The sequence below is a fragment of the Vreelandella nanhaiensis genome, from assembly GCF_003990185.1.
GTDB lineage: Bacteria > Pseudomonadota > Gammaproteobacteria > Pseudomonadales > Halomonadaceae > Vreelandella > Vreelandella nanhaiensis.
The window spans coordinates 23,913-45,273 of the sequence record NZ_RZHF01000022.1; the positions used below are offsets into that span (position 1 = coordinate 23,913).

At 54.8% G+C, this 21,361-nt stretch carries 23 protein-coding genes and 4 tRNA genes; 13 read left to right on the forward strand and 14 right to left on the reverse strand.

Going from position 1 to position 21,361, the window contains the following annotated elements; translation table 11 throughout:
* Positions 1 to 81: 81 nt before the first annotated feature.
* The 3 genes from ELY38_RS14315 to ELY38_RS14325 form a co-directional block, all read right to left on the reverse strand.
* The gene (locus ELY38_RS14315) at positions 82 to 1,764 is read right to left on the reverse strand and encodes an AMP-binding protein (protein WP_127062931.1); all 1,683 of its coding nucleotides are present in this window, start codon (positions 1,762 to 1,764) and stop codon (positions 82 to 84) included.
* A 205-nt stretch (positions 1,765 to 1,969) separates the two neighbouring features.
* Positions 1,970 to 2,749 carry a class II glutamine amidotransferase gene (locus ELY38_RS14320; protein ID WP_127062932.1) on the reverse strand — a complete coding sequence of 260 codons (780 nt, stop codon included), beginning with the start codon at positions 2,747 to 2,749 and terminating at the stop codon, positions 1,970 to 1,972.
* A 53-nt stretch (positions 2,750 to 2,802) separates the two neighbouring features.
* Positions 2,803 to 3,228, reverse strand: coding sequence for a hypothetical protein (locus ELY38_RS14325; RefSeq protein ID WP_127062933.1), 426 nt, complete (start codon positions 3,226 to 3,228; stop codon positions 2,803 to 2,805).
* A 62-nt stretch (positions 3,229 to 3,290) separates the two neighbouring features.
* On the opposite strand from ELY38_RS14325, the gene ELY38_RS14330 reads away from it, so the two are divergent.
* A complete protein-coding gene (locus tag ELY38_RS14330; protein ID WP_127062934.1) occupies positions 3,291 to 5,393 on the forward strand; it encodes a S9 family peptidase in 2,103 nt (700 codons plus the stop codon).
* A gap of 156 nt (positions 5,394 to 5,549) precedes the next feature.
* Positions 5,550 to 5,705 carry a hypothetical protein gene (locus ELY38_RS19115; protein WP_185858993.1) on the forward strand — a complete coding sequence of 52 codons (156 nt, stop codon included), beginning with the start codon at positions 5,550 to 5,552 and terminating at the stop codon, positions 5,703 to 5,705.
* A 69-nt stretch (positions 5,706 to 5,774) separates the two neighbouring features.
* Here ELY38_RS19115 and ELY38_RS14335 read toward each other — a convergent pair whose 3' ends face one another.
* The 8 genes from ELY38_RS14335 to grxD form a co-directional block, all read right to left on the reverse strand.
* Entirely contained in the window at positions 5,775 to 6,230 is a 456-nt protein-coding gene (locus ELY38_RS14335) for a YcgN family cysteine cluster protein (protein ID WP_127063049.1), read from the reverse strand.
* 20 nt (positions 6,231 to 6,250) lie between these two features.
* Positions 6,251 to 6,832 (reverse strand): acyl carrier protein phosphodiesterase, encoded by a 582-nt coding sequence (locus ELY38_RS14340; protein ID WP_127062935.1) that lies wholly within the window; start codon positions 6,830 to 6,832, stop codon positions 6,251 to 6,253.
* Between the two features lie 9 nt (positions 6,833 to 6,841).
* A complete protein-coding gene (locus ELY38_RS14345) occupies positions 6,842 to 7,144 on the reverse strand; it encodes a YcgL domain-containing protein (RefSeq protein ID WP_127062936.1) in 303 nt (100 codons plus the stop codon).
* Entirely contained in the window at positions 7,137 to 8,273 is a 1,137-nt protein-coding gene (rnd, locus tag ELY38_RS14350) for a ribonuclease D (protein WP_127062937.1), read from the reverse strand. The genes ELY38_RS14345 and rnd overlap by 8 nt, the downstream gene beginning before the upstream one ends.
* A gap of 53 nt (positions 8,274 to 8,326) precedes the next feature.
* A complete protein-coding gene (gene recR, locus ELY38_RS14355) occupies positions 8,327 to 8,932 on the reverse strand; it encodes a recombination mediator RecR (protein WP_127062938.1) in 606 nt (201 codons plus the stop codon).
* Between the two features lie 3 nt (positions 8,933 to 8,935).
* Positions 8,936 to 9,262, reverse strand: a complete 327-nt coding sequence (locus tag ELY38_RS14360; RefSeq protein ID WP_126951969.1) for a YbaB/EbfC family nucleoid-associated protein — start codon at positions 9,260 to 9,262, stop codon at positions 8,936 to 8,938.
* A 54-nt stretch (positions 9,263 to 9,316) separates the two neighbouring features.
* On the reverse strand, positions 9,317 to 11,368 hold the full coding sequence (gene dnaX, locus ELY38_RS14365) for a DNA polymerase III subunit gamma/tau (protein ID WP_127062939.1): 2,052 nt from the start codon (positions 11,366 to 11,368) through the stop codon (positions 9,317 to 9,319).
* A 138-nt stretch (positions 11,369 to 11,506) separates the two neighbouring features.
* The gene (gene grxD, locus ELY38_RS14370; protein ID WP_127062940.1) at positions 11,507 to 11,857 is read right to left on the reverse strand and encodes a Grx4 family monothiol glutaredoxin; all 351 of its coding nucleotides are present in this window, start codon (positions 11,855 to 11,857) and stop codon (positions 11,507 to 11,509) included.
* Positions 11,858 to 12,066: 209 nt separating this feature from the next.
* Between grxD and argF the strand changes: the two genes are divergently transcribed.
* On the forward strand, positions 12,067 to 12,990 hold the full coding sequence (argF, locus tag ELY38_RS14375) for an ornithine carbamoyltransferase (RefSeq protein WP_127062941.1): 924 nt from the start codon (positions 12,067 to 12,069) through the stop codon (positions 12,988 to 12,990).
* A gap of 132 nt (positions 12,991 to 13,122) precedes the next feature.
* Here argF and ELY38_RS14380 read toward each other — a convergent pair.
* Positions 13,123 to 13,198 (reverse strand) — tRNA-Ala (locus ELY38_RS14380).
* A gap of 174 nt (positions 13,199 to 13,372) precedes the next feature.
* On the opposite strand from ELY38_RS14380, the gene uvrY reads away from it, so the two are divergent.
* The 7 genes from uvrY (at position 13,373) to nadB (ending at position 18,610) form a co-directional block, all read left to right on the forward strand.
* A complete protein-coding gene (uvrY, locus tag ELY38_RS14385; RefSeq protein WP_126951965.1) occupies positions 13,373 to 14,023 on the forward strand; it encodes a UvrY/SirA/GacA family response regulator transcription factor in 651 nt (216 codons plus the stop codon).
* Positions 14,024 to 14,065: 42 nt separating this feature from the next.
* Entirely contained in the window at positions 14,066 to 15,880 is a 1,815-nt protein-coding gene (gene uvrC / locus ELY38_RS14390) for an excinuclease ABC subunit UvrC (RefSeq protein WP_127062942.1), read from the forward strand.
* A gap of 96 nt (positions 15,881 to 15,976) precedes the next feature.
* Positions 15,977 to 16,525, forward strand: a complete 549-nt coding sequence (gene pgsA / locus ELY38_RS14395) for a CDP-diacylglycerol--glycerol-3-phosphate 3-phosphatidyltransferase (RefSeq protein WP_127062943.1) — start codon at positions 15,977 to 15,979, stop codon at positions 16,523 to 16,525.
* A gap of 83 nt (positions 16,526 to 16,608) precedes the next feature.
* Positions 16,609 to 16,683, forward strand: a tRNA-Gly gene (locus tag ELY38_RS14400).
* Between the two features lie 11 nt (positions 16,684 to 16,694).
* A tRNA-Cys gene (locus tag ELY38_RS14405) sits at positions 16,695 to 16,768 on the forward strand.
* A gap of 36 nt (positions 16,769 to 16,804) precedes the next feature.
* Positions 16,805 to 16,891 (forward strand) — tRNA-Leu (locus ELY38_RS14410).
* Positions 16,892 to 17,011: 120 nt separating this feature from the next.
* Positions 17,012 to 18,610, forward strand: coding sequence for an L-aspartate oxidase (nadB, locus tag ELY38_RS14415; protein WP_127062944.1), 1,599 nt, complete (start codon positions 17,012 to 17,014; stop codon positions 18,608 to 18,610).
* Here the strand turns inward: nadB and ELY38_RS14420 are convergent.
* Positions 18,587 to 18,985 (reverse strand): hypothetical protein, encoded by a 399-nt coding sequence (locus tag ELY38_RS14420; protein ID WP_246009154.1) that lies wholly within the window; start codon positions 18,983 to 18,985, stop codon positions 18,587 to 18,589. The genes nadB and ELY38_RS14420 overlap by 24 nt on opposite strands.
* On the reverse strand, positions 18,945 to 19,238 hold the full coding sequence (locus ELY38_RS14425; protein ID WP_127062945.1) for an FAD assembly factor SdhE: 294 nt from the start codon (positions 19,236 to 19,238) through the stop codon (positions 18,945 to 18,947). The genes ELY38_RS14420 and ELY38_RS14425 overlap by 41 nt, the downstream gene beginning before the upstream one ends.
* 204 nt (positions 19,239 to 19,442) lie before the next feature.
* On the opposite strand from ELY38_RS14425, the gene ELY38_RS14430 reads away from it, so the two are divergent.
* The 3 genes from ELY38_RS14430 to lapB all read left to right on the forward strand — a co-directional run bounded on the left by ELY38_RS14430 (position 19,443) and on the right by lapB (position 21,356).
* A complete protein-coding gene (locus tag ELY38_RS14430; RefSeq protein WP_106376073.1) occupies positions 19,443 to 19,739 on the forward strand; it encodes an integration host factor subunit beta in 297 nt (98 codons plus the stop codon).
* 111 nt (positions 19,740 to 19,850) lie between these two features.
* Positions 19,851 to 20,156: a lipopolysaccharide assembly protein LapA domain-containing protein gene (locus ELY38_RS14435; protein WP_127062946.1), complete on the forward strand. Its 306-nt coding sequence runs from the start codon at positions 19,851 to 19,853 to the stop codon at positions 20,154 to 20,156.
* Positions 20,157 to 21,356: a lipopolysaccharide assembly protein LapB gene (lapB, locus tag ELY38_RS14440; protein ID WP_127062947.1), complete on the forward strand. Its 1,200-nt coding sequence runs from the start codon at positions 20,157 to 20,159 to the stop codon at positions 21,354 to 21,356. It abuts the gene before it with no gap.
* The last annotated feature ends 5 nt before the right edge of the window (positions 21,357 to 21,361 follow it).

Consider the following 21,361-nt stretch of genomic DNA (forward strand, 5'->3'; position numbering starts at 1 on the left):
ATAAATATTCGGCCCGCTACGTGAGCGGGCCGAATATTATAACGCTTTCATTAACGCGACGCCTAACCAGCGATGAGCTCGCTAGACATGGCTATCCTGTGAGGGCCTTTTCTCATCACGCAGTTCGCGGCGTAAAACCTTGCCCACGTTGGTTTTGGGCAGCTCATCGCGAAACTCGATGTACTTGGGCACCTTGTAACCGGTCAGCTCTTTCTTGCACCAGCTGCGCAGAGTTTCAGCATCCAGTTGACTGTTTTTGGAAACAACAAACAGCTTGATGACCTCGCCTGCATCTTCATCGGGCACACCCACCACCGCAGCCTCGATGATATCCGGGTGCGCCGCTACCACATCTTCGACTTCATTGGGATAAACGTTGAAGCCCGAGACCAGGATCATATCCTTCTTGCGATCGACGATACGGATATAGCCATCTTCCTGGAGCACAGCGATATCACCGGTATGAAACCAGCCTTCGCTATCGATGGAGTTACGCGTCTCATCGTCACGCTGCCAGTAGCCTTTCATCACCTGAGGGCCTTGCACACACATCTCGCCCGGCTCCCCCAGGGCCACGTCATTACCATCGGCATCGACCACTTTAACAGCCGTGCCCGCCACCGGCTTGCCAATCGTGCCCAGCTGGATGGCATCGGTCGGGTTAAAGCTCACAATGGGGGACGTTTCCGTTAACCCATAGCCTTCGGCAATCGGGCAGCCGGTGGTCTGCTCCCAGCGCTGGGCAGCCGCCTTGGTAAGCGCCATACCGCCTGAAATGGTGAGTTTGAGACAGGAAAAATCAAGCTGCTTGAAATCATCGCGATTACATAGCGCATTGAATAGGGTATTCAGGCCTATGAATGCGGTAAATTTTACCTTTTTAAGCTCCTTGATAAAGCTATTCAGGTCACGTGGGTTGGTAATCAGCAGCGAGTGGTTTCCCGACTCCATCAAGAACAGACAGTTAACCGTAAACGTATAAATGTGATAAACCGGTAGCGGGGCCACCACTACCTCCTGGCCCTCTTTGAGGTGTGTTCCAATCGCCACGCGCGCTTGCAGCATATTGGCGATTAGATTGCAGTGCGTCAGCATGGCTCCTTTGGGCATACCCGTGGTACCGCCGGTGTACTGAAGCGCAGCTAAATCATCCTGACGGCGCCTGACCTCGGAGTGCGTCATAGAGGCACCCTTCTTCATTGCCTCAACAAAGCTTACTGCCCCAGGCAGCGAGTAGTCGGGCACCATCTTTTTCACGTGCTTGACCACAGCGTTAATTAGCCATCGCTTGGGTAGCCCATGCAGATCGCCAAGCTCGGTTACCAGCACGTGCTGGATATCGGTTTTGCCCAGTACGTTTTCCAGCTTTTTGGCCATGTTAGCCAAAATCAGAATGGCCTTGGCACCTGAATCCTTGAACTGGTGGGTCATTTCCCGCTCGGTATAAAGCGGGTTGGTATTAACGACCACCAGGCCTGCGCGCAGGGCGCCAAACACAGCGACCGGAAACTGCAAAACGTTAGGCAGTTGAATGGCTATGCGATCTCCGGGCTGAAGATCGGTTTCATGCTGTAACCAGGCTGCAAAATCGGCTGAAAGGCGATCCAGGTCGGCAAAGGTAAGGGTTTTGCCCATACAGCTAAAAGCGGGTCTCTCCTTATATCGAGTGACGGCGCTATGAAAAACTTCTGTGACCGCCTCATACTGGTCCAGTCCTTCAAGCGCCGGGCCGCGTAGAATAGAAGCTGTGGCGTGTTCGCTCATGGGCAATCTCCGCTATCCATGTCGATGATATTACCGACCTTGTTATTGTCGCGAGGCAAGAGAACCAACGATATACGACACATCACGTGCTGTAAAACGATCGATTGAAACTTGTGTTTCAACTTTAGGCCATAGCCGTTTTTAGCACATACCCCGGTTCACTCTACTTAACCTCCTACTATTCATAATGTAGCGACTCTCAGCCTTATGGACAGTAACGCGCCTGAATTTCTCCAGCACACCAGACGATAAGCTCTCCTGGCACCATCGTGTACCACGCCTCGTTATGGGTTAGCGGCTCGGTGGCGATAACCGATACCACATCGTCAGGCGTGGTGTGCTCGGCAAAATTAACCGTTATTTCTGCATCAGAAAGCTCGGCGTCACCAAACGGCGCACGCCGGGTAATATGGGCAAGCTTTGTCGAACAGTAGGTATACAGATACTGGCCATCCGACAACAGCAGGTTGAATACCCCCAATGCGCGTAGGCTTTCACAAAGAGCATGAAGCTTCGTCCAAAGCGCGTCCGGCGCTTCAGGTGGCACGGGAAACGCCTGGCGAAGCTCATCCATTAGCCAGCAAAATGCGTGCTCGCTGTCGGTGTTACCCACCGGCGTATATACCCCAAGGGGCAGACTCTTCCAATCACTGAGCTGGCCGTTATGTGCATAGCACCAAGGTCGCCCCCACATCTCCCGAGTAAAGGGATGTGTATTGGCCAGACGCACACCGCCAACGTTTGCCTGGCGAATATGGCTGATCACCACATTGGACTTAATCGGGTAGTCGCATATCAGCCGAGCAATAGGCGAATCAACCGAGGGATGCGGGTCGCGAAATTCACGGTAGCCGCCCTCTTCGTAAAAGGCGATTCCCCAACCATCGCGGTGTGGGCCGGTACCACCCCCGCGATGTAAAAAACCTGAAAAGCTAAAGCAGATATCGGTCGGGACATTGGCACTCATACCGAGCAATTCACACATACTGTTCACACATGCAAGTCACCCATAGCAACGCCCCTTTTCGATTCTAACCATTAATTGATAATCGGTTCACGGCGGCGTGTCGGCTGCGGATCCTCTTCAACCTCTTTCGCGCGTTTAGCTGGCGGTGCACTTATCGGCCGACGCCACCACCACAACGCAACGCCAATCACAGTACCAATCGCGATACCCGCCACCAAGCACAGCAGGCTAGCGCGCAAGGCATTAACGTCATGTTCAAGAAAGCCTACGGCGGCAACCATCGCCGCCGGTGCCCATCCGGTATAGAATTCACCTTCTTCTATCAGGGGCAGGCGGAACATAGCAGGTGCCCACATAGCGCCCGCCATTCCCCAGGTCACGACCAGGCGTGGCAACCGCGGTAGAAACGTTAGTCCAAAATAGATAGCTACCACTACTAGCAGTGAAATACCGTAATAAGTTAGCCACAGCAGTGACATTGAATTTGCAAACAGCATAATACCTCTCATGTGGGTCTAAGCACCCGACGTTGATTTCCCGTTATGGTACCTATCAATTTATGAAAGCACAGCCAGATACGCGCCCAGGCTCTCCCGTCGCGCGCTATTATCGCGCTAATGATCCCAAATGGCACTGGTTGGAAACGCGCGAAGCGCCCGAGGTCAGCGAATTCCTGGAAGCCGCCAATCAACAGCAGGCGCAGTGGTTTGCGCCGCTTACGCCGCTGGCCGAGACATTATACGAAAGTCATCTGGCACGCCGCGAACTTGCCATTACCAGCCTTGAGACACCGCTTGACCACTTTACGTTCTGGAGTGAAACCGGCGCTGAGGACGACTACCCGCGCTGGTGGCGCTACCCTAACGGTCAGCCGAACCTGCGTGAGTGCTTTTTCGATGTTCAGGCCCGTGCGGCTGATGAAGCCTTTTATGACATGGGTGACATGGCGCTCTCGCCTGATGAGCAGTGGCTGGCCTGGACCGAAGATACCCAGGGCGACGAACGCTATACGCTATGGATCAAGTCGTTGCCAAACGGCGAGCCGCTGGCATTAATCAGCGATATCGGTGCTGGCCTGTGCTGGGCCGAGGATCAAACCGCGGCCTCTGCCACGCTGTTTTTCACTCGATTTGATGATACTCAGCGCCCCGACAGCTTGTGGCGCGTATCGCTACCTTTTGAAGCGCCCGATCAGCACGCTGCACCTACTCTGGTATTTCGTGAAGAAGACCCTGAATTCTGGCTTGGGATTGGTAAAACACGCTCGCGTGAGTGGTTGCTGATTGAAAGCGGATCTAAAGACACCAGCGAAATTCACGTACTGCCAGCACACCAACCAGCGGCTAGAACGCTGTGCATTCAGCCTCGCCAGCCAGGCGTTGAATACAGCATCGATCATCGTCCGGGAGCTTTCTATCGCCTGCATAACCAGACGAGCGCACATTTCCAGCTGGATTACCTGGACGAGGCAGCCCTAGGCAATCCAGAGTCCCAGTGGCAGCCGCTTATCGCCCCGCGTGAAGACGTTACCCTGGAAGGAATCGACGCCTTCTCCTGGGGACTTGTGATTGCCGAGAGAGACCATACCCAGGCACAGGTAACACTGCGTCGCTGGGAGCTGAATCACCAGCACCAACGCTCCCTTGATGAATATCTGGTACTGCCCGAACAGCCTTGCTCGCAGTTGCTTGAAGATGCGGCCCATTTTGATACCCGGGTGCTGCGTTTACGCGAAGAGTCATTTACCCAGCCGCCCAGCTGGTTTGCGCTTGATCTTGCAACAGGTGAGCGCACGTTGCTCAAGCGTGCGCCGGTGTATGGCAGCTTAACCCCTGAACAGCTGGTGAGCCGTCGCCTATGGGCCACCAGCCAGGATGGCGAGCAGGTGCCGGTATCAGTCGTGATGCGTGCCGACCTGGCTCACCAGCCTCTGCCGACGCTGCTGTATGGGTATGGCGCTTACGGCGAAGCACTCGACCCTTGGTTCTCGATTTCCCGCCTGGAGCTACTAGAGCGTGGCGCGGCCTTTGCCGTTGCCCATGTGCGTGGTGGCGGCGAGCGCGGTGAGCCCTGGTACCTGCAGGGCAAGATGGCTCATAAAGAAAACAGTTTTCACGACTTCCTGGCCGCGCGTGATGCCTTGGTGGAAAGCGGTATCAGCCATCCCCAGCGAATTGCCGCTTACGGGGCCAGCGCAGGCGGGTTGCTGGTAGGCACCTGTGTTAACCGGGCGCCCGAGGCCTTTTGTGCAGCCTTGCTGGACGTACCCTTTCTAGATGTCCTGCGCACCATGCAGAACCCCGACCTGCCGCTTACAACCGCTGAATATAGCGAGTGGGGCAACCCTGAAACGCCCGAGGTCGCTGAGCGGATTCGCGGCTACTCGCCCATGGATAACATTACCGCACAATCCTACCCGGCACTGTGGATTGAGGGCAGCTGGTTTGATACCCGAGTAAGTTACTGGGAGCCAGCTAAATATTACGCCCAGGTTACCCAGCACCAGCAAGGTGACGCCCCTGTTCTCCTGCATACCGACATGAGCAGTGGCCACGGCGGCGCGTCTGGACGATTCAAGGCCTGGCGGGATACTGCCCGTCAGGATGCTTTTATCCTTTGGGCGCTGGGTCTGGCGGCTGCCTCATCGGGAAGTGCCGGTTGAAAACTGTCTGGGCTTTCCGGCTCGTACGCTATCAAGCATTCCTTCAGGCAGCGCCAGGCGCTGCCTATTTTCTTTGAAAATACTTTTCACAAAAATTCATTTGCGCCATACTAGACGTTAGTCGCATAAACTTACGTCCACTTGATGGAGCATTCTATGAAATATCAGGATCACTTCCCGACCATTTGGGATACGCCGCTTAAACAATCTGCCAGCAAACCTGTCCCCAAGGCGAGCGCCCAAAAGCCCATTCTAATCAAGGAAGCGTTTTTGACTATTTGGGATAACGCAAAGCGCAAGCCCGCTGCCTAACCATTACGCCAGGGAGGGCCTGTTTTTAAAAGGTAAGCAATTGGCTCTACAAACAAGAAGCAGTAGCCCCTACATGGGCAGTACGGCAATGATGTGGGATTCTAACGTCCGTTCAGGCACGTCATCTTCAGATACTGCAAAATTTCGCACGCTAATGCCCTTACGGTGTACGCGTTCAGCGTCGTTGCTTAGCAGCGGATGCCAGCCCGCCAGTTTGCGCCCTTCCGCCACTCGACGATAGCCACATGTAGGCGGCAGCCAAGTAAACTCTTTTACCAGCGCTGGGGTCAGCTGGGTGCAGTCCGGCACGCTATCAAACCGATTAGCATAATCGCTGCACTGGCAGCTTTTAATATCCAATAGCCGACAGGCTACGTTTAATATCGCAAGCTCTTGGGTATCATCATCATGCAACTTGAGCAGACAACACTGCCCACAGCCATCGCATAGCGCTTCCCACTCTTCAGAAGTCAGCTCTTCCAGTGGGTAACGCTCCCAAAAGCGCTCGCGCATTCCGGTATCCATCATTTTCTCTCTTATCATCGCTATTTAGCGGCCTCAACGCCTGAACTGCTTAAGGCAGCGTTTAGCTCGGGCCATAAGGTCTGAAAATCCGCTTCTAATCGCGGATAGTCGCTGTGCAGCCAGGGGATAAGCTCTGCCAAACGGTTAGGCCCAGTCAGCCGTCGACCAATACCTGCCACAGCCTGACAAGTGAAATCGAAATCAGCGTAGTTTCTTAGCCAGTCGTGCTCGATCAGGTGCGGCATCATCGTGGCTAGCCGGTCAGGCGCAGGCCTCACCGTTAAAAGGCGGTAACAGCGCGCTACCAACTGCTGCTGTTCCCGATGGTCGGCTTTCTCACGCGCTAGAAAGTGATCCCAGACGATATCTAGCGCGATACCGGCATAGCGGCGCTTGTCACGAGGCGCGCGGCTTTTCGCTTCCAGTACGCTAGGGTGATGATCCACCCAGGCATCCACCTTGCGATGATGGCGAACGCCTGCAGCGACGCTATCTGGCCAAGCGCTTAAGTCACTTCCCTTAATGCCATCGGCAATCAGGTTGCCATAAAGGAAATCGTCGCTTCCATCACAGACAAGCCAGGCATGGGCCAGAAAGTTCATGGCCAGCCGCTACTCTGCAGCGTCGCGCGCGTTTAACTGCGCCCGGTGAACATCAAGTAAATAATCTTCTTTGGCAGGCGGCATCTGCAGGTAAAAGCCCTGCTCCTCAATACCTTTGATAACGTCTTCAGCGTTAACCCGTGCCAGCTTTTTATCGGCGGTAAGGATCATTGTCAACACCGCAATGGGCTTGCCGAAGGTTGCCATCAAAGGTTCGGGAACGCTTTTAAAACCTTGGCGCTTATCAACGTACAGGTACATCTCTTCCTTGCGCGAGCTTTTAAATATCTCGCAAAGCAGCTTGTCACTCATTTTGAAACTCCTCCAGCGCCTGAATGAACCCAGCGGATAAACAATCACCGCGCCATCCTTCGGGCAGCGTCAGGGGCTTATCCGCCATGTCCTGCATAACCAGCTCTTCGATATCACGACGCCGCATTAATACCTCGGACGCAATTCCCAGTTCGCCCGCCTTTTCAGTTACCACGTGCTTGAGTGCTTTAAAACGGCGCTTAAAAGCAGGCTGCATCGGATCAGGCCAGCAAACGGGCAACTCACCTTCATCGGCATGCTGCGCCTGCCTGATAAGTGCCAGCAGGGTATCGCCTTCCTTTTTGATCAGCGCTGGCTTGAAACCTTCCACTTCCGATAGCTCATAGCGGTTTTTGGGCATGGCTTCAGCGGCGGCAAACAGCAGCTTATCGCTAATCAACCAGTTGCGCGGCAGATTGCGCCGCCGGGTCTCCCCTTCCCGCCAGATCGTCATCAGCCTATACGCCTCTAGCTGGCGAGGATTGAGCCGCCATAATTGGCGTTGGCGAGCAAACCACTGGCCGTCAGCTTCAACGCTGCGCCCGGCTTGCTCGATCAGGCCAGCACACTCTTGTATCAGCCATTCACAGCGTCCCAGATCAGACAATCGCTCTGCCTGCAGAGTCCATACTTTCAACAGGTAGATGACATCCAGCGCCGCGTAATCACGCTGCGAAGGCGTTAACGGTCGCTCCAGCCAGTTGGAACGTGTCTCCTCTTTTGGCAGTGTTTCCCCCATCCAGAACTCGACCAGTTTCTGATAGCCCATGGATGGCGTCTCCCCAAGCAGCCCCTGGGCAACCTGCGTATCGACCAGTGGCGTAGGCAGCACTCCAGCCCAGTGCTGCAACACCTCCAAGTCTTCGCTGCAGGCATGCAACAGCTTGATCGCCCGACTCTGAAGCAGTTGACGAAAGGCAGACGTGCAGGGCGTGGCCAGCGGGTCAATTAAATAGGCCAGATCACCGGCGGCAAACTGAATCAGCGCTGGCACCGGGAAGAATGTATTTTCACGAAAAAATTCGGTATCCAGCGCGATAACATCAGCGCCAGCCACGCTTTCGCAAGCGGCATCAAGCGCTTCCGGGCTGTCAATCCATTGATATACGGGGGAGGCTAGAGAAGACAAAGTATACTTCCAGGTTGTTACAACCGCGATCGCGCTTGCAATATAGAGTGTGTTTAATCGCTGGAGAAGGGCTGACGGCCGCTAAACGCGCGGCTTAATGTACCGCCATCAACATATTCAAGCTCCCCCCCCATGGGGACGCCATAGGCCAGGCGCGAAAACCTGACCCCGTAGCGAGCAAGCTGGGCGGCGATATAGTGCGCCGTTGCCTCGCCTTCGACGGTCGGGTTGGTAGCCAGAACAATTTCTTCAATATGCCCTTCCGCCACCCGCGCTTCCAACTGGTCAACACCAATCGCATCAGGGCCGATGCCATCCAAGGGCGACAAATGCCCATGCAGTACGAAATAGCGCCCCTGAAAGCCACCTGCTTCTTCGATGGCCAGCTGATCTGCCGGAGACTCTACCACGCATAGCAGCGCATCATCACGACGCGGCGTTTCACATATGGCGCAGATATCGGCTTCCGTCAGCGTACGGCAGCGCTGGCAATAACCCACTTCGTCGATCGCTTTCTGGATAACAGAGGCGAGCCGCTCACCGCCCGCCCGTTCACGCTCAAGCAAGTGCATGGCCATGCGCTGGGCCGTTTTAGGCCCAACGCCGGGTAGCACGCGAAATGCATCCATCAACTGCTCAATAAGAGGAGAAAATCTCATTATTTAGAACGGCATCTTAAAGCCAGGCGGTAGGTTCAGACCTGCCGTCGCTTCTTCCATCTTGGCCTTGGAATTGGCTTCCACCTTACGCACGGCATCGTTAACAGCCGCTGCCAGCAGATCTTCCAGCAGTTCCTTATCTTCTTCCATCACGCTTGGGTCGATAGTCACCTGGCTTACGTCATGGCGACCGTTCATGGTGATCTTGACCATGCCCGCGCCTGCTTCGCCATAGACTTCAGACTGAGCGACCTCTTCCTGAACGCGCTGCATTTTTTCCTGCATCTCTTGGGCTTGCTTCATCAAGTTGCCCATTCCACCTTTAAACATGGCGTGCTCTCCTAGCGGGTTAAAACTGGCTGGTTAAAACAGTCATCATAGATGCTAACGCTTTGCAGTGGCGGGCTTGACGGTAGATTCAATCAGCGTCGCGCCAAAGGCCTGCTGTAGCTTCTGTATATTGGGATCGTGATTCAAGAGATCAACAGCCTGTACGTGACGCTCCTGATTCAGCCGCGCTTCGCGTTGGCGAGGCGTTTCGCTCTCGGTTGAAAGCTCCGCTACCACAAACACGACCCGGCGCGGCAGCCCTTGCTCGCTTAATGCTCGCTCAATCCGCGTTTGGTGCACTTCAGCCTGCATGGCTGCCTGACTGGGATCCAGGCGTAGCGTCAGGATCTTGCCATCGTCGCTCTCCAGCAAACAGTTGGCTGCCAGGCTGCGCGTCAAACCACCAAGGCCTAAAGAGTCAAAGCATAGCAGCCATTGAGCATGATCGAGCAATCCATCGACCGCACCCGCCAACGTTTGTGGCGGCGTTGCCGACGGCGCTGGTACCTCTAGCACTTTGGGTACTGGCGCTGAACCTGAATCCGGCACACGTGCTGGCTCTGGCTCTGGCTCTGGCTCTGGCTCTGGCTCTGGCTCTGGCAGAGATTCTGCTGTCGGCGCTGCTTGCGCTATCTCATCAAGCGACCAGGGCGGCGGCATTTGGCTATCATTGGCTGTTGCTGATGCCACCGGCGCGTTATGGCGCGGCGCATCGAAGGCTGGATTGCTAGCCTTGGGGCTTTCAGGCTCACTTGGCCCGGGCTCCCCGTGAACACTCGGCTGAGCATCCAGCTCCTGGATGGCGCTATGTTCAACTTCTGCCTGGGGCATACTAGACACTGCTGATGCCACAGCAGGCTGATCTGCACCGGCTTGAGCAGTGCTTGATTGAGCAGTGCTGGCTTGAGCAACACTACGCAGCTCATTACTGCTCTGTTCATCGCTACTAGGAGCGGAGGGCTCGGCGCGAAGCGGTAGCGGCGTGCGCGGCGGCTTGGGCACACCTTGAGGGCGAAACGCCAGCATGCGTAACAGGGTCATTTCCAAGGCGCTGCGCAAATCAGGCGCGTGAACCATATCGCCCCGCCCTTGAATGCCAATCTGGTAGTAGAGCTGTATATCTTCTGCAGTAAAACGGCTGGCCAATTGCACAATGGCTTCTCGGTCGCCGTGGCTGTTATCCACCGCATCTGGCACCATTTGCGCCACGGCCAAGCGGTGTAGAATCGCCGATAGCTCATCCAGCACGGCAGCAAAGTCAGGTCCCTGTTCGGCCAATTGGCTCACTTCGGCCAGCAGGCGCTGGACATCCACATCGGCCAGGGCTTCCACCAGGGCCAGAATATGCCGGTGATCCAGCGTCCCTAGCATGGCGGCCACATCCGCGTGACGTACCGCGCCCTGCCCAAAGGCAATTGCCTGATCGGTCAGGCTCATGGCATCTCGCATTGAGCCTTCAGCGGCCTTGCCTAATAGCCATAGTGCACTTTCATCAAATGCCACGCCCTCTTCACCCAATACGTAGGTCAGATGTTCGACGACACGCTCAGGCGGCATATGTTTAAGCGTAAACTGCAGGCAACGCGAAAGCACCGTTGCTGGCAGCTTTTGCGGGTCGGTTGTGGCAAGCAAGAATTTGACATGGGGAGGCGGCTCTTCCAGCGTTTTCAACAGCGCGTTGAAACTGCTGGTAGACAACATGTGCACCTCATCGATCAGGTACACCTTATAACGCCCCTGGGTGGGCGCATACTGAACGTTATCCAGCAGCTCGCGGGTATCTTCCACCTTGGTGCGAGAGGCCGCGTCGACTTCGATCAAGTCAACAAAACGCCCTTCATCAATCGCCTGGCAGCTATCGCACTGGCCGCATGGGGTTGAGGTAATCCCCTCATCACCGCGACCGTTAGCCGTGCAGTTCAAGCACTTAGCGAGTATCCGCGCCAGCGTGGTTTTACCTACCCCACGAGTTCCGGTAAACAGATAAGCGTGGTGAAGGCGACCCTGATCAAGTGCATTCACCAGGGCACGCTGAACATGGGCCTGGCCCACGAGCTCGTGGAATGTACGTGGCCGCCATTTGCGGGCCAGAACCTGATAGCTCATTGAGCAATGTTTCCTTCAGCGGGCTGCGTGGTAGTGCATTACTTCAACACCAAGTGCCCGCAATGCATGATAAAACACCATTCTAGCGGTTACGCTGCAGCCCGCCAACCGCCCGGACCGAAAGCCCGGGCACTGCTGTCAGGCGTTATCGTCGCCCTGTTCTGCACTGGCACGCTGAGCGGCTTCTTTAACCAGCTTCTCAAGTTCGCCATTTTGGTGCATTTCCATGACGATATCGCAGCCGCCGACCAGTTCACCTTCCACCCACAGCTGTGGGAAGGTCGGCCAGTTAGCAATTTTGGGCAGTTCAGCGCGAATATCAGGATTGTCCAGAACGTTGACGAAGGCAAAACGCTCACCACAGCTCATCAGGGCCTGGACCGTCTGGGCTGAGAAGCCGCACTGAGGCAGCTGAGGCGTGCCTTTCATGTAAATCAAAATGGGGTTTTCGCCAATTTGACGCTGAATGTTTTCGGCTGTTGTGCTCATGTGAGTACTCCTTGAGTAAAGAATTAATACGATAAAGAAGAGTATACGCCCGATCTGAACGACCGCTTACCCGGGCCGATTATCTCGCCACCAATACCTGAGTGCGCTACTCGGCCTTCATCTTTAAACGCCATTCTACGCATGCAGCTTGCGTTGCGCATCCCCCGCTGCCTCGCTAGGATGGTGTTTTTGTGCGGAGAGAAGCAACCATGGCGACACGCCATTTCCTTACCCTGCTGGATTTGACGCCCGATGAACTGGATTATCTGATTCAGCGTGCCATTAAAATCAAAACGGACCTGAAAGCTCAGGGTCCGGTTTACACACCGCTGCCCAACCGCACGCTGGCCATGATTTTTGAAAAGTCATCCACACGTACCCGCGTCTCCTTTGAAACCGGCATGGCTCAATTTGGCGGGCACGCCCTGTTCCTATCTCCGCGAGATACCCAACTGGGCCGTGGCGAGCCTATCGAAGACACCGCACGTGTGCTTTCCGAGATGGTTGATGCGGTCATGATCCGCACGTTTTCGCACGCCGGGCTCGAGACCTATGCAAGCGCCAGCAGCGTCCCTGTGATCAACGCCTTGAGCGATGACTACCACCCCTGCCAGTTGCTAGCCGATGTCATGACATGGACTGAGCTGCGTGGTAGCGTAAAAGGTCGCACGGCGGTCTGGATTGGCGATGGCAATAACATGTGTCACTCCTGGATCAACGCCGCACGCCAGTTTGATTTTAATTTGCGTATCTGCTGCCCCAAAGGATACGAGCCACGTGAAGATATTCTGGCCGCCGCCGGCGACCGCGTGACGCTGCTTCACGACCCGCAGGCCGCCGTGCAGGATGTTGACCTGATTACAACGGATGTCTGGGCCTCCATGGGCCAAGAAGAGGAGCAGGCTAAGCGCGAAGCGGACTTTGCAGGCTTCCAGGTAAGCGAAGCCATGCTGGATAAGGCAAAAAGCGATGTACTGTTCCTGCACTGCCTGCCTGCCCACCGCGGTGAAGAAATCAGCCATACCCTGCTCGACGACCCGCGCGCCGTCGTATGGCAGGAAGCTGGCAACCGCCTGCACGCTCAAAAGGCGCTGATCGAGTTTCTCCTGCTTGGCCGCATCAATGAGAAATAGCCTACGCATACGGCTTGGTTGACCTTTTAGCCGCCAGGCAAACCTGACTGGCGGCTAAACTCAACGATTCAACCCGAAAGATACAGGCACAAAAAAGCCTCGCTACTTGTAGCGAGGCTTTTCGTTTAAACTTGGTGGAGCCTAGCGGGATCGAACCGCTGACCTCAACACTGCCAGTGTTGCGCTCTCCCAGCTGAGCTAAGGCCCCTTGCCTGTCTTTGTCGACAGCGAGGCGAATACTATTATGAATTTGACCTGTGGTCAATGTTCTATCCAAATAAGTGTTTACTAATTCTCCTTTATTGTCAGTTGTGGCACTCTATGGGTTAGCGCCAACGGCAATCGCCTGAGCCCATTATGTTTTCACGCAGGAGCCAGTCCATTGATCAACGTTCTAATCGCCGATGATCACCACCTGGTGAGAACCAGTATTGCTCACCTGCTAAACGAAGAAAGTGATATAAAAATCATCGGCGAGGTCGACGACGGCGAAAGCGCTGTTACCCAGTGCCGTCATTTAAAGCCTGATATTGTGCTGATGGACATCCGAATGCCGGGCATTGGCGGGTTGGAAGCCACCCGTCGCATTCACCGCACCATGGTAGATATTAAAGTACTGATTTTAACTGCGCACATGGAAGATAGCGTGCTGCGACGTATGCTAGAGGCGGGTGCCTCAGGCTTTTTGAGTAAAGGTGCTAATGCAGCTGAAATGACCGAAGCAATTCGCCAGGTTTTCCACGGCCGACGTTATGTTAGCCAGGAAATCGCCCAGCGCCTGGCACTGGCCCATTTCACCAATGAAGATAACCCGTTTAGCCATCTTTCTCATCGTGAACTGCAAATTGCCCTGATGATCGTCAACTGCCAACGCGTTCAGGATATTTCTGACCGCCTGCATTTGAGCCCTAAAACTGTTAACACCTATCGTTATCGGTTGTTTGATAAACTTCAGGTAGCGACCGATGTCGAACTTACTCATCTGGCGCTGCGTCACGGGCTGGTCGAAGGCTTTGACGGCAGCCAGGGTTGAACCTAACATCCTTAGCCACTCCACGGCGCTTGATACGGTGCAATGACATTTAATGCAAAGCAGTTTTTAAGCACGGTAAGCACCTCCCCCGGTGTTTACCGGATGCTTGATGAACATAGCAACACCCTTTATGTGGGCAAAGCGAAGCGCCTGAAAGCACGCCTTGCCAGCTATTTTCGTGGCCAGTTGAATACCAAGACACAAGCCATGGTAGCGCGGATTGCGGATATACAGATCACAGTAACCCGCAGCGAAACCGAAGCGCTTCTGCTTGAGCAGACGCTTATCAAGGAATTACGCCCGCCCTACAACATCCTGTTACGAGACGACAAGTCTTACCCGTTTGTCTTCGTGACTGACCGGCACCCCTACCCCAAGCTTGAGTACAAGCGCGCCCGACAGCGCCGCGATGACGGCCGCTACCTGGGGCCTTATCCAAGCAGTGGCGCAGTGCGCGAAAGCCTCTCGCTCATGCAGAAGATCTTTCGTATCCGCAACTGCGAAGATAGCGTGTTTTCCCACCGTTCACGGCCATGCTTGCAGCACCAGATTCAGCGCTGCAGCGCTCCTTGTGTGGATTATATTACCGAGGAGGATTACCGGCTCGACGTAGAGCATGCGGTAATGTGCCTGGAAGGCAAGAGCGAGCATGTTACCCAAGCGCTCACTGAGGCGATGGAAGCGGCAAGCCAGAATCTGGATTTTGAAGAAGCCGCCCGCCTTCGCGACCAGATACAGCAGTTGCGCCAACTCCAGCAGCGCCAGTTCGTGGATAATGACAGTGGTGATGCCGACATTTTCGCCCTGGCCCAGCGCCCCGGCGCCATGGGCGTTTCGATATTAAGCGTTCGCGATGGCCGCATGCTGGGTGCCCGACACCACGCACCTAAAAACGGTCTGGATTTGACGCCGGAAGCCCTGCTGACAGAAGTCGTCAGCCAATACTATTTTGGCCAGCCGCATAACATTCCAAGCGAAGTGATCACCAGTCACACGCTGGATGACAGCGAGCTGATTGCCGACGCTCTGACTGAACAGGCGGGCAAGCGTATCCGGGTTACCAGCCAGGTGCGAGGCTATCGCGCTCAGTGGCAGCAGCTTGCCATGACCAATGCCGAGCAACAGCTGGCTTCTCAGTTGGCCAATCATACCCAGCTTAACCAACGCTTTGTAGCGCTTCAAAAAGCGTTGGGCCTTGAGACGATCCCTGAGCGGCTTGAGTGTTTTGACATTAGCCACAGCCACGGCGAGGCCACGGTCGCTTCATGCGTTGTGTTTGACCATCAGGGTCCTCGAAAAAGTGACTATCGGCATTTTCGTATCGAAGGGGTGGCTGCGGGTGATGATTATGCGGCCATGCAGCAAGCGCTTATGCGAAGGCTAAAACGCGTCAAGAGCGGTGAGGCGATTGCGCCCGACATCTTGATTGTTGACGGTGGCAAGGGCCAACTCAACATGGCTCGCGAGGTACTTAATGAATTGGCGATTACCGGCATTCTGCTGCTGGGCGTCGCCAAAGGCACAACACGCAAGGCAGGCCTTGAAACGTTATTTCTGGAAACTTCCGACAACCCGCTGCCATTAGACCCGGCCTCCCCCGCCCTGCACCTAATTCAACACATTCGAGATGAATCACACCGCTTTGCCATTGCCGGCCACCGGGCGCAGCGTGATAAAGCCAGACGCACTTCCACCCTACAGGAAATTCCCGGCATCGGCCCTAAACGGCGCCGTGAACTCTTACGCTTTTTTGGCGGCCTGCAGGGGGTACAAAAGGCAAGCCGCGCGGAACTGGAGCGTGTGCCAGGCATCAACGCTGCGCTTGCAGAGAGTATTTACCTGGCCCTTAACGGATAAACCCGCTTTGGGCATGGATGCTGCTCGCCAAGGGGGATAGAATAACCCCACTACATTTCGAATCTTATGACTCTCCGGTAAGGATCGCCGCTCGCGATGAATATACCCAACCTACTTACGCTGGCAAGAGTTGCCTTTATTCCTCTGCTTGTCGTGCTGTTTTACCTGCCGTTTAGCTGGAGCATGCCGCTTGCCGCTGCCCTTTTTGCTCTGGCTTCAGTAACCGACTGGCTGGATGGTTACCTGGCCCGCCGCTGGAATCAGTCAACTCCCTTTGGCGCATTTTTGGACCCGGTGGCTGACAAGCTAATGGTGGCGGTTGCGCTGGCCCTGCTCATCGAGCGTTACGACACATTGGTATTAACCTTGCCTGCCTTGGTTATTATCGGTCGCGAAATTGTGATTTCCGCTCTGCGTGAATGGATGGCCGAAATGGGCAAGCGCGGTTTAGTTGCGGTGTCCTGGATAGGCAAGCTTAAAACCACGCTTCAAATGATCGCCTTGCTTATTCTCTTAGCCTTGCCACCGACTCACGAAATTGCGCTGCTTGGCGTTGTGGTGCTTTACGTAGCGGCGACCTTGACGCTCTGGTCAATGATTCAATATTTGAAGGCAGCCTGGCCGCACCTAAGCCGCTCCATGTAAGCAATTGATTAATTGGATGTGATGTTTACGACATTGTTGATTGACAACCTCGAAACGATGCGTATAATTCGCCCTCGAGTCGAGCGGGAATAGCTCAGTGGTAGAGCATCGCCTTGCCAAGGCGAGGGTCGAGAGTTCGAATCTCTTTTCCCGCTCCAACGACTTTTAAGGCTGGATGGCAGAGTGGTTATGCAGCGGACTGCAACTCCGTGTACGCCGGTTCGATTCCGACTCCAGCCTCCATTTTATGTAGTGTGCAACGTTCCTCCAAGCTGCACTGCCCGGATGGCGAAATTGGTAGACGCAAGAGACTTAAAATCTCTCGGAGGTAACTCCGTGCCGGTTCAAGTCCGGCTCCGGGCACCATTGTTTAGATTATCTCTTCTTTTTTTTATTATCTGCGAGATCACTTAGATCGCCGCGGTCTTTCTTACGTCTGTATATTACCAAGTACTAACTGCCTGATAACAAGAAAAAGGAGCGCGCATGAGCACGCCAACAACCGATATTCTAGTTATTGGCGGCGGTGTCGCAGGGCTGACCCTTGCTCTTGAAGCAGCCAATCATCTATCGGTGACACTGGTACGTCCTCTGCAAGATGACAAGGGCGCCAGCATATGGGCCCAGGGCGGTATTGCCGCCGTACTCTCCCCGGATGACAGCCTAGAAGCGCACGTTCAAGATACCCTGGTGGCGGGCGATGGCCTGTGCGATGAGCTGGCCGTTCGCTTTACCGTGAACCACGGCCCCGCCGCTATTCAATGGTTAATCGACAACGGCGTCCCTTTCACACCGGATACTGCTGCCGATGCGCGCTACCCCTACCACCTGACTCGCGAAGGGGGGCATAACGCGCGGCGTATTATTCATGCCGATGACGCAACCGGACGCGCAGTGGTGGATACGCTGATGCGCAAAGTGGCCTTGCATCCCAATATTTGCCAGCGCAGCGACCTTACCATTCTCGGATTATTGCAAGACAACGAGGGGCGCTGTCGAGGTGCCTATGGGGTTGACGAGCAACACCAGTGGCAGACGCTGCCAGCACTTAACACCGTATTGGCGACAGGCGGGGCCAGCGGCCTTTATCGGCACACCACGACACCCTCCCCCAACAACGGGGAAGGCATGATGCTGGCCGCTGAGCTGGGCGCCCAATTAATGAACCTGGAGTTTCAACAATTTCACCCCACCAGCCTGTATGACCCTGATGGCCCGGCCTTTTTAATCAGTGAAGCAGTACGCGGCGAAGGCGGTTACTTACTTAATGAGGCGGGCGAACGGTTTATGCTCGCACTTGACCCTCGGGCTGAACTTGCTCCCCGCGATGTGGTTGCCCGGGCTATCGATTTTCAGATACAGCAGGGACACCAGGGTCATGTGTGGCTGGATATTCGCCATCTGGGTGAGTGCGCCATTCATCATCACTTTCCAACCATTCATGCCCACTGTCTCTCCCGAGGGATAGATATCACGCAACAGCCCATTCCGGTGGTACCGGCCGCACACTACAGCTGCGGCGGTGTGGCAACGGATGAGCGGGGAGCTACTCGCGTATCGGGCCTTTATGCGATTGGTGAAGTCGCCTGTACTGGCTTGCACGGCGCCAACCGAATGGCGAGCAATTCGCTATTGGAGTGTCTGGTATATGCGCGTAGCTGTGCAGGCGCGCTGTGCAAACAAATAGCTCATGAAGGGTCAGAAACGGCGTTTTCATTAACCCAACGCCCTATCCGCCCAACGCCGGCTGATCAACAGGCTGTTTTCGCCGAGCTACGTAATCGCCTGCGTGGCATAATGAGTCAACATGTTTCAATTGTACGCAGCAACGCCGGGTTAACCATTGCTCAACAGCAGCTAATCAAGCTATTGGCACGTCTGGAAAGCCTTGAAGGCAGCCAGAATCAGCTTGAAGGAATACAGCTTCACCAAATGCTCAGATTGGCCCAGCTAACCGTGACAGCTGCCATGAGACGGCATGAGTCACGCGGCCTGCACTTCTCAACCGACTGGCCTGCACATCAGCCCCACGCTACAGCCTCTCGCTTAAGCCTTGCTGACTTAACGCCCGGCACGGAGACATAAACGGCGCAGCAAGCGGTGGCTATCACGAGGCAGGCTATCAGGCCATAGCCATAACCGTTGCGGCCCCACCCATATACCCACCAACCAAGGCCCCAGATAATCACAGCGAACAAGCTGCTCATCTCCCAACTCACCATAGGGCAGCCGCCAGCGGCCAATCATGGCGTTGTCAGCATTTGTCAGATAAAGCACGCCTTTAGGCTGGGCGTAAATGCTACGCCAGAGCAGCAGGGCCGCCACAATGCTTACGCCACTACCTACCCAGCTCCCTAGTACGCAGAAACTTAGCAAACAGAGCCCAAGCGCCAAGCCTGCCTGGAGCAGGCTTGCATACTTAGAGAGTGCGATAGGCAGAATTATCGGTGTTTTCTGCATGTTCAACGATCATTTTGACAATACGCCGCAATGCCGGGTCATCAGGCCATTCACGATGCATCAGCCAGATAAATAAATCCTGATCTTCTTCCTTGATAAGCCGCTCATAAGCAAGCCGATCTTCTTCATCGAGGGTATCAAACCGTTTTTCCAGGAACGGGATCAACAGTAGATCCAGCTCCCACATACCGCGCCGCGAGTGCCAGTAAAGACGTTTACGCAGTATGGCTGCTGGGGATGTGTCGTCGCTCAAGGCCAGCCTCTTTAATCATGAAAATGAAGCGCCAGTATACCTAAGCTAAAGGGTCGCGCCAGCGCCAAGCTTCGCCTATGCTGTTATTCAGTCTAGTACCTTGTTTTATCTGCATTGTTTAATATCGTTTTGCACAGTATGCTGAATCGAATTATCGAGATCAGTAGCCAGCTACGACCTTCACAGTTTGCAGGGAGCCAACCGATGACAAAATCTGAATTAATCGAACAAATCGCGATGCGTCAACCGGAGCTATCCGCCAAGGAAGTGGAAACGGCGGTGCGTATTATCCTGGACGATATGACCGAAGCGCTTTCCAGCGGCGGGCGCGTTGAAATACGTGGCTTTGGCAGCTTCTCGCTTCACTTTCGCGAACCCCGTACTGGCCGTAACCCGAAAACGGGTGATCCGGTCGAGCTGGATGGCAAGTATGTGCCCCACTTCAAGCCGGGCAAGGAGCTACGCGAACAGGTAGACGCCAGCCGCGCACTGGGTTACTAGCGCGGCGCCTGAATTGCCTTAACACGGTAATCGGTGTCTGTGGGATGACGTCGTGCCATGACTCATACACAATAGGGCCACTCTGCGACCGTAACTGATTAGGAAACTCTTATGCGTTGGATCAAAGGGCTGATTCTAGCCGTTGTTTTACTGGTTGTTCTACTTATAGGTATTCTGTTTGCCGTCAACAACCAGCAAACGATTGCCTTGAATCTGATTTGGGTCGAGCTGCCCGCCATTTCGTTTTCTGTCTGGCTTCTGGCCACGCTGACTTTTGGCGTGATACTCGGCATGCTGGCCATGCTGGGTGTGTATGCACGGTTAAAGGCACGCCTTGCACGCAGCGAGCGCCACAATAAACAGCAACGCAAAGAGCTTGACCGGTTACGCACTCAGGAGTTTAAGGAACTAACCTAAATGCATGATGTCATGCTGCTAGGATTGCTGTTGGCGGCCATTGCCATTGGTTTTGGATTAGGTATTCGTCATGCCACCCGACGATCCCGGCAAGCGCCAACAGCCTCTTCTTCCTCTCTATCGAAAGAGTATTTTATAGGGTTGAATTACCTGCTCAACGAGCAGCCCGATGAGGCAATCAATACCTTCATCAACGCCCTTGATGTCAATAGCGATACGGTGGATACACATATTGCCCTGGGCAAGCTTTTCCGCGCGCGTGGTGAAGCGGACAAGGCGGTCAGTATCCATCAGAATCTGCTGGCCCGCCCGGCGCTATCGCGTAGCACCAATCAGAACGTTCAACTGGAACTCGCGCGTGATTTTATGGCGCTGGGCGTTCACGACCGCGCTCAACGCCTTTTGCATTCACTGCTTGAACAGTCATCAGGTGAAGAGTATCGCTACGCAGCCAAACAACTGTTAGTGGATATTCTTGAGCGAGAAAAAGAGTGGCAGAACGCCTTTGATGTTATTCAACCGCTTCTCAAACAGCATCCAGGCATGCGTCGCCCTGCTTCCCATTGGTTGTGTGAGCTGGCGCAGGAAGAGATCCAGCAGTCCAGTCGCGCCTTGGCTAGAAAGCACCTTAAAAAAGCGCTACAGCTGGATGAGCGCTGCATTCGTGCAACGCTATTACTGACAGAACTCGAGATGGATAACGGCCATTATGATCGCGCCATTGAGCGTCTTGACCATATCCCAGCACAGGATCCCGCTCACATTCCCACTATGCTGCCCGCCCTAAAGCGCGCCTATGTTCGCAATGATGACATTGCAGGTCTTGAAAAACATCTCTATCGGCTATTGAATCAGGCGCCCTATACCAGCGTTATCGTCATGCTGGGAGAGCTCGTGCATCAACGGGATGGTGTTGATACAGCGATCGAGCGAACGGGCGAGTGGCTGCGTGAAGCCCCAAGCCTCAGGGGATTGGACTACCTTCTTGACCTGTATGTTGAAAGCCAGCGGTTAAGCGGCAGAACATCACCTGATACGCGCTTATTACTGCTCAAGTATCACACGCAAGCCCTGTTAAAAGATCGCCCGCGACACCGCTGCAGGCGCTGCGGTTTTTCCAGTGATGCGCTGGCATGGCAGTGCCCCAGCTGCCGGCGCTGGGGCACCATCAAACCCATTACGGGTGTCGAAGGGGAATAACGCCG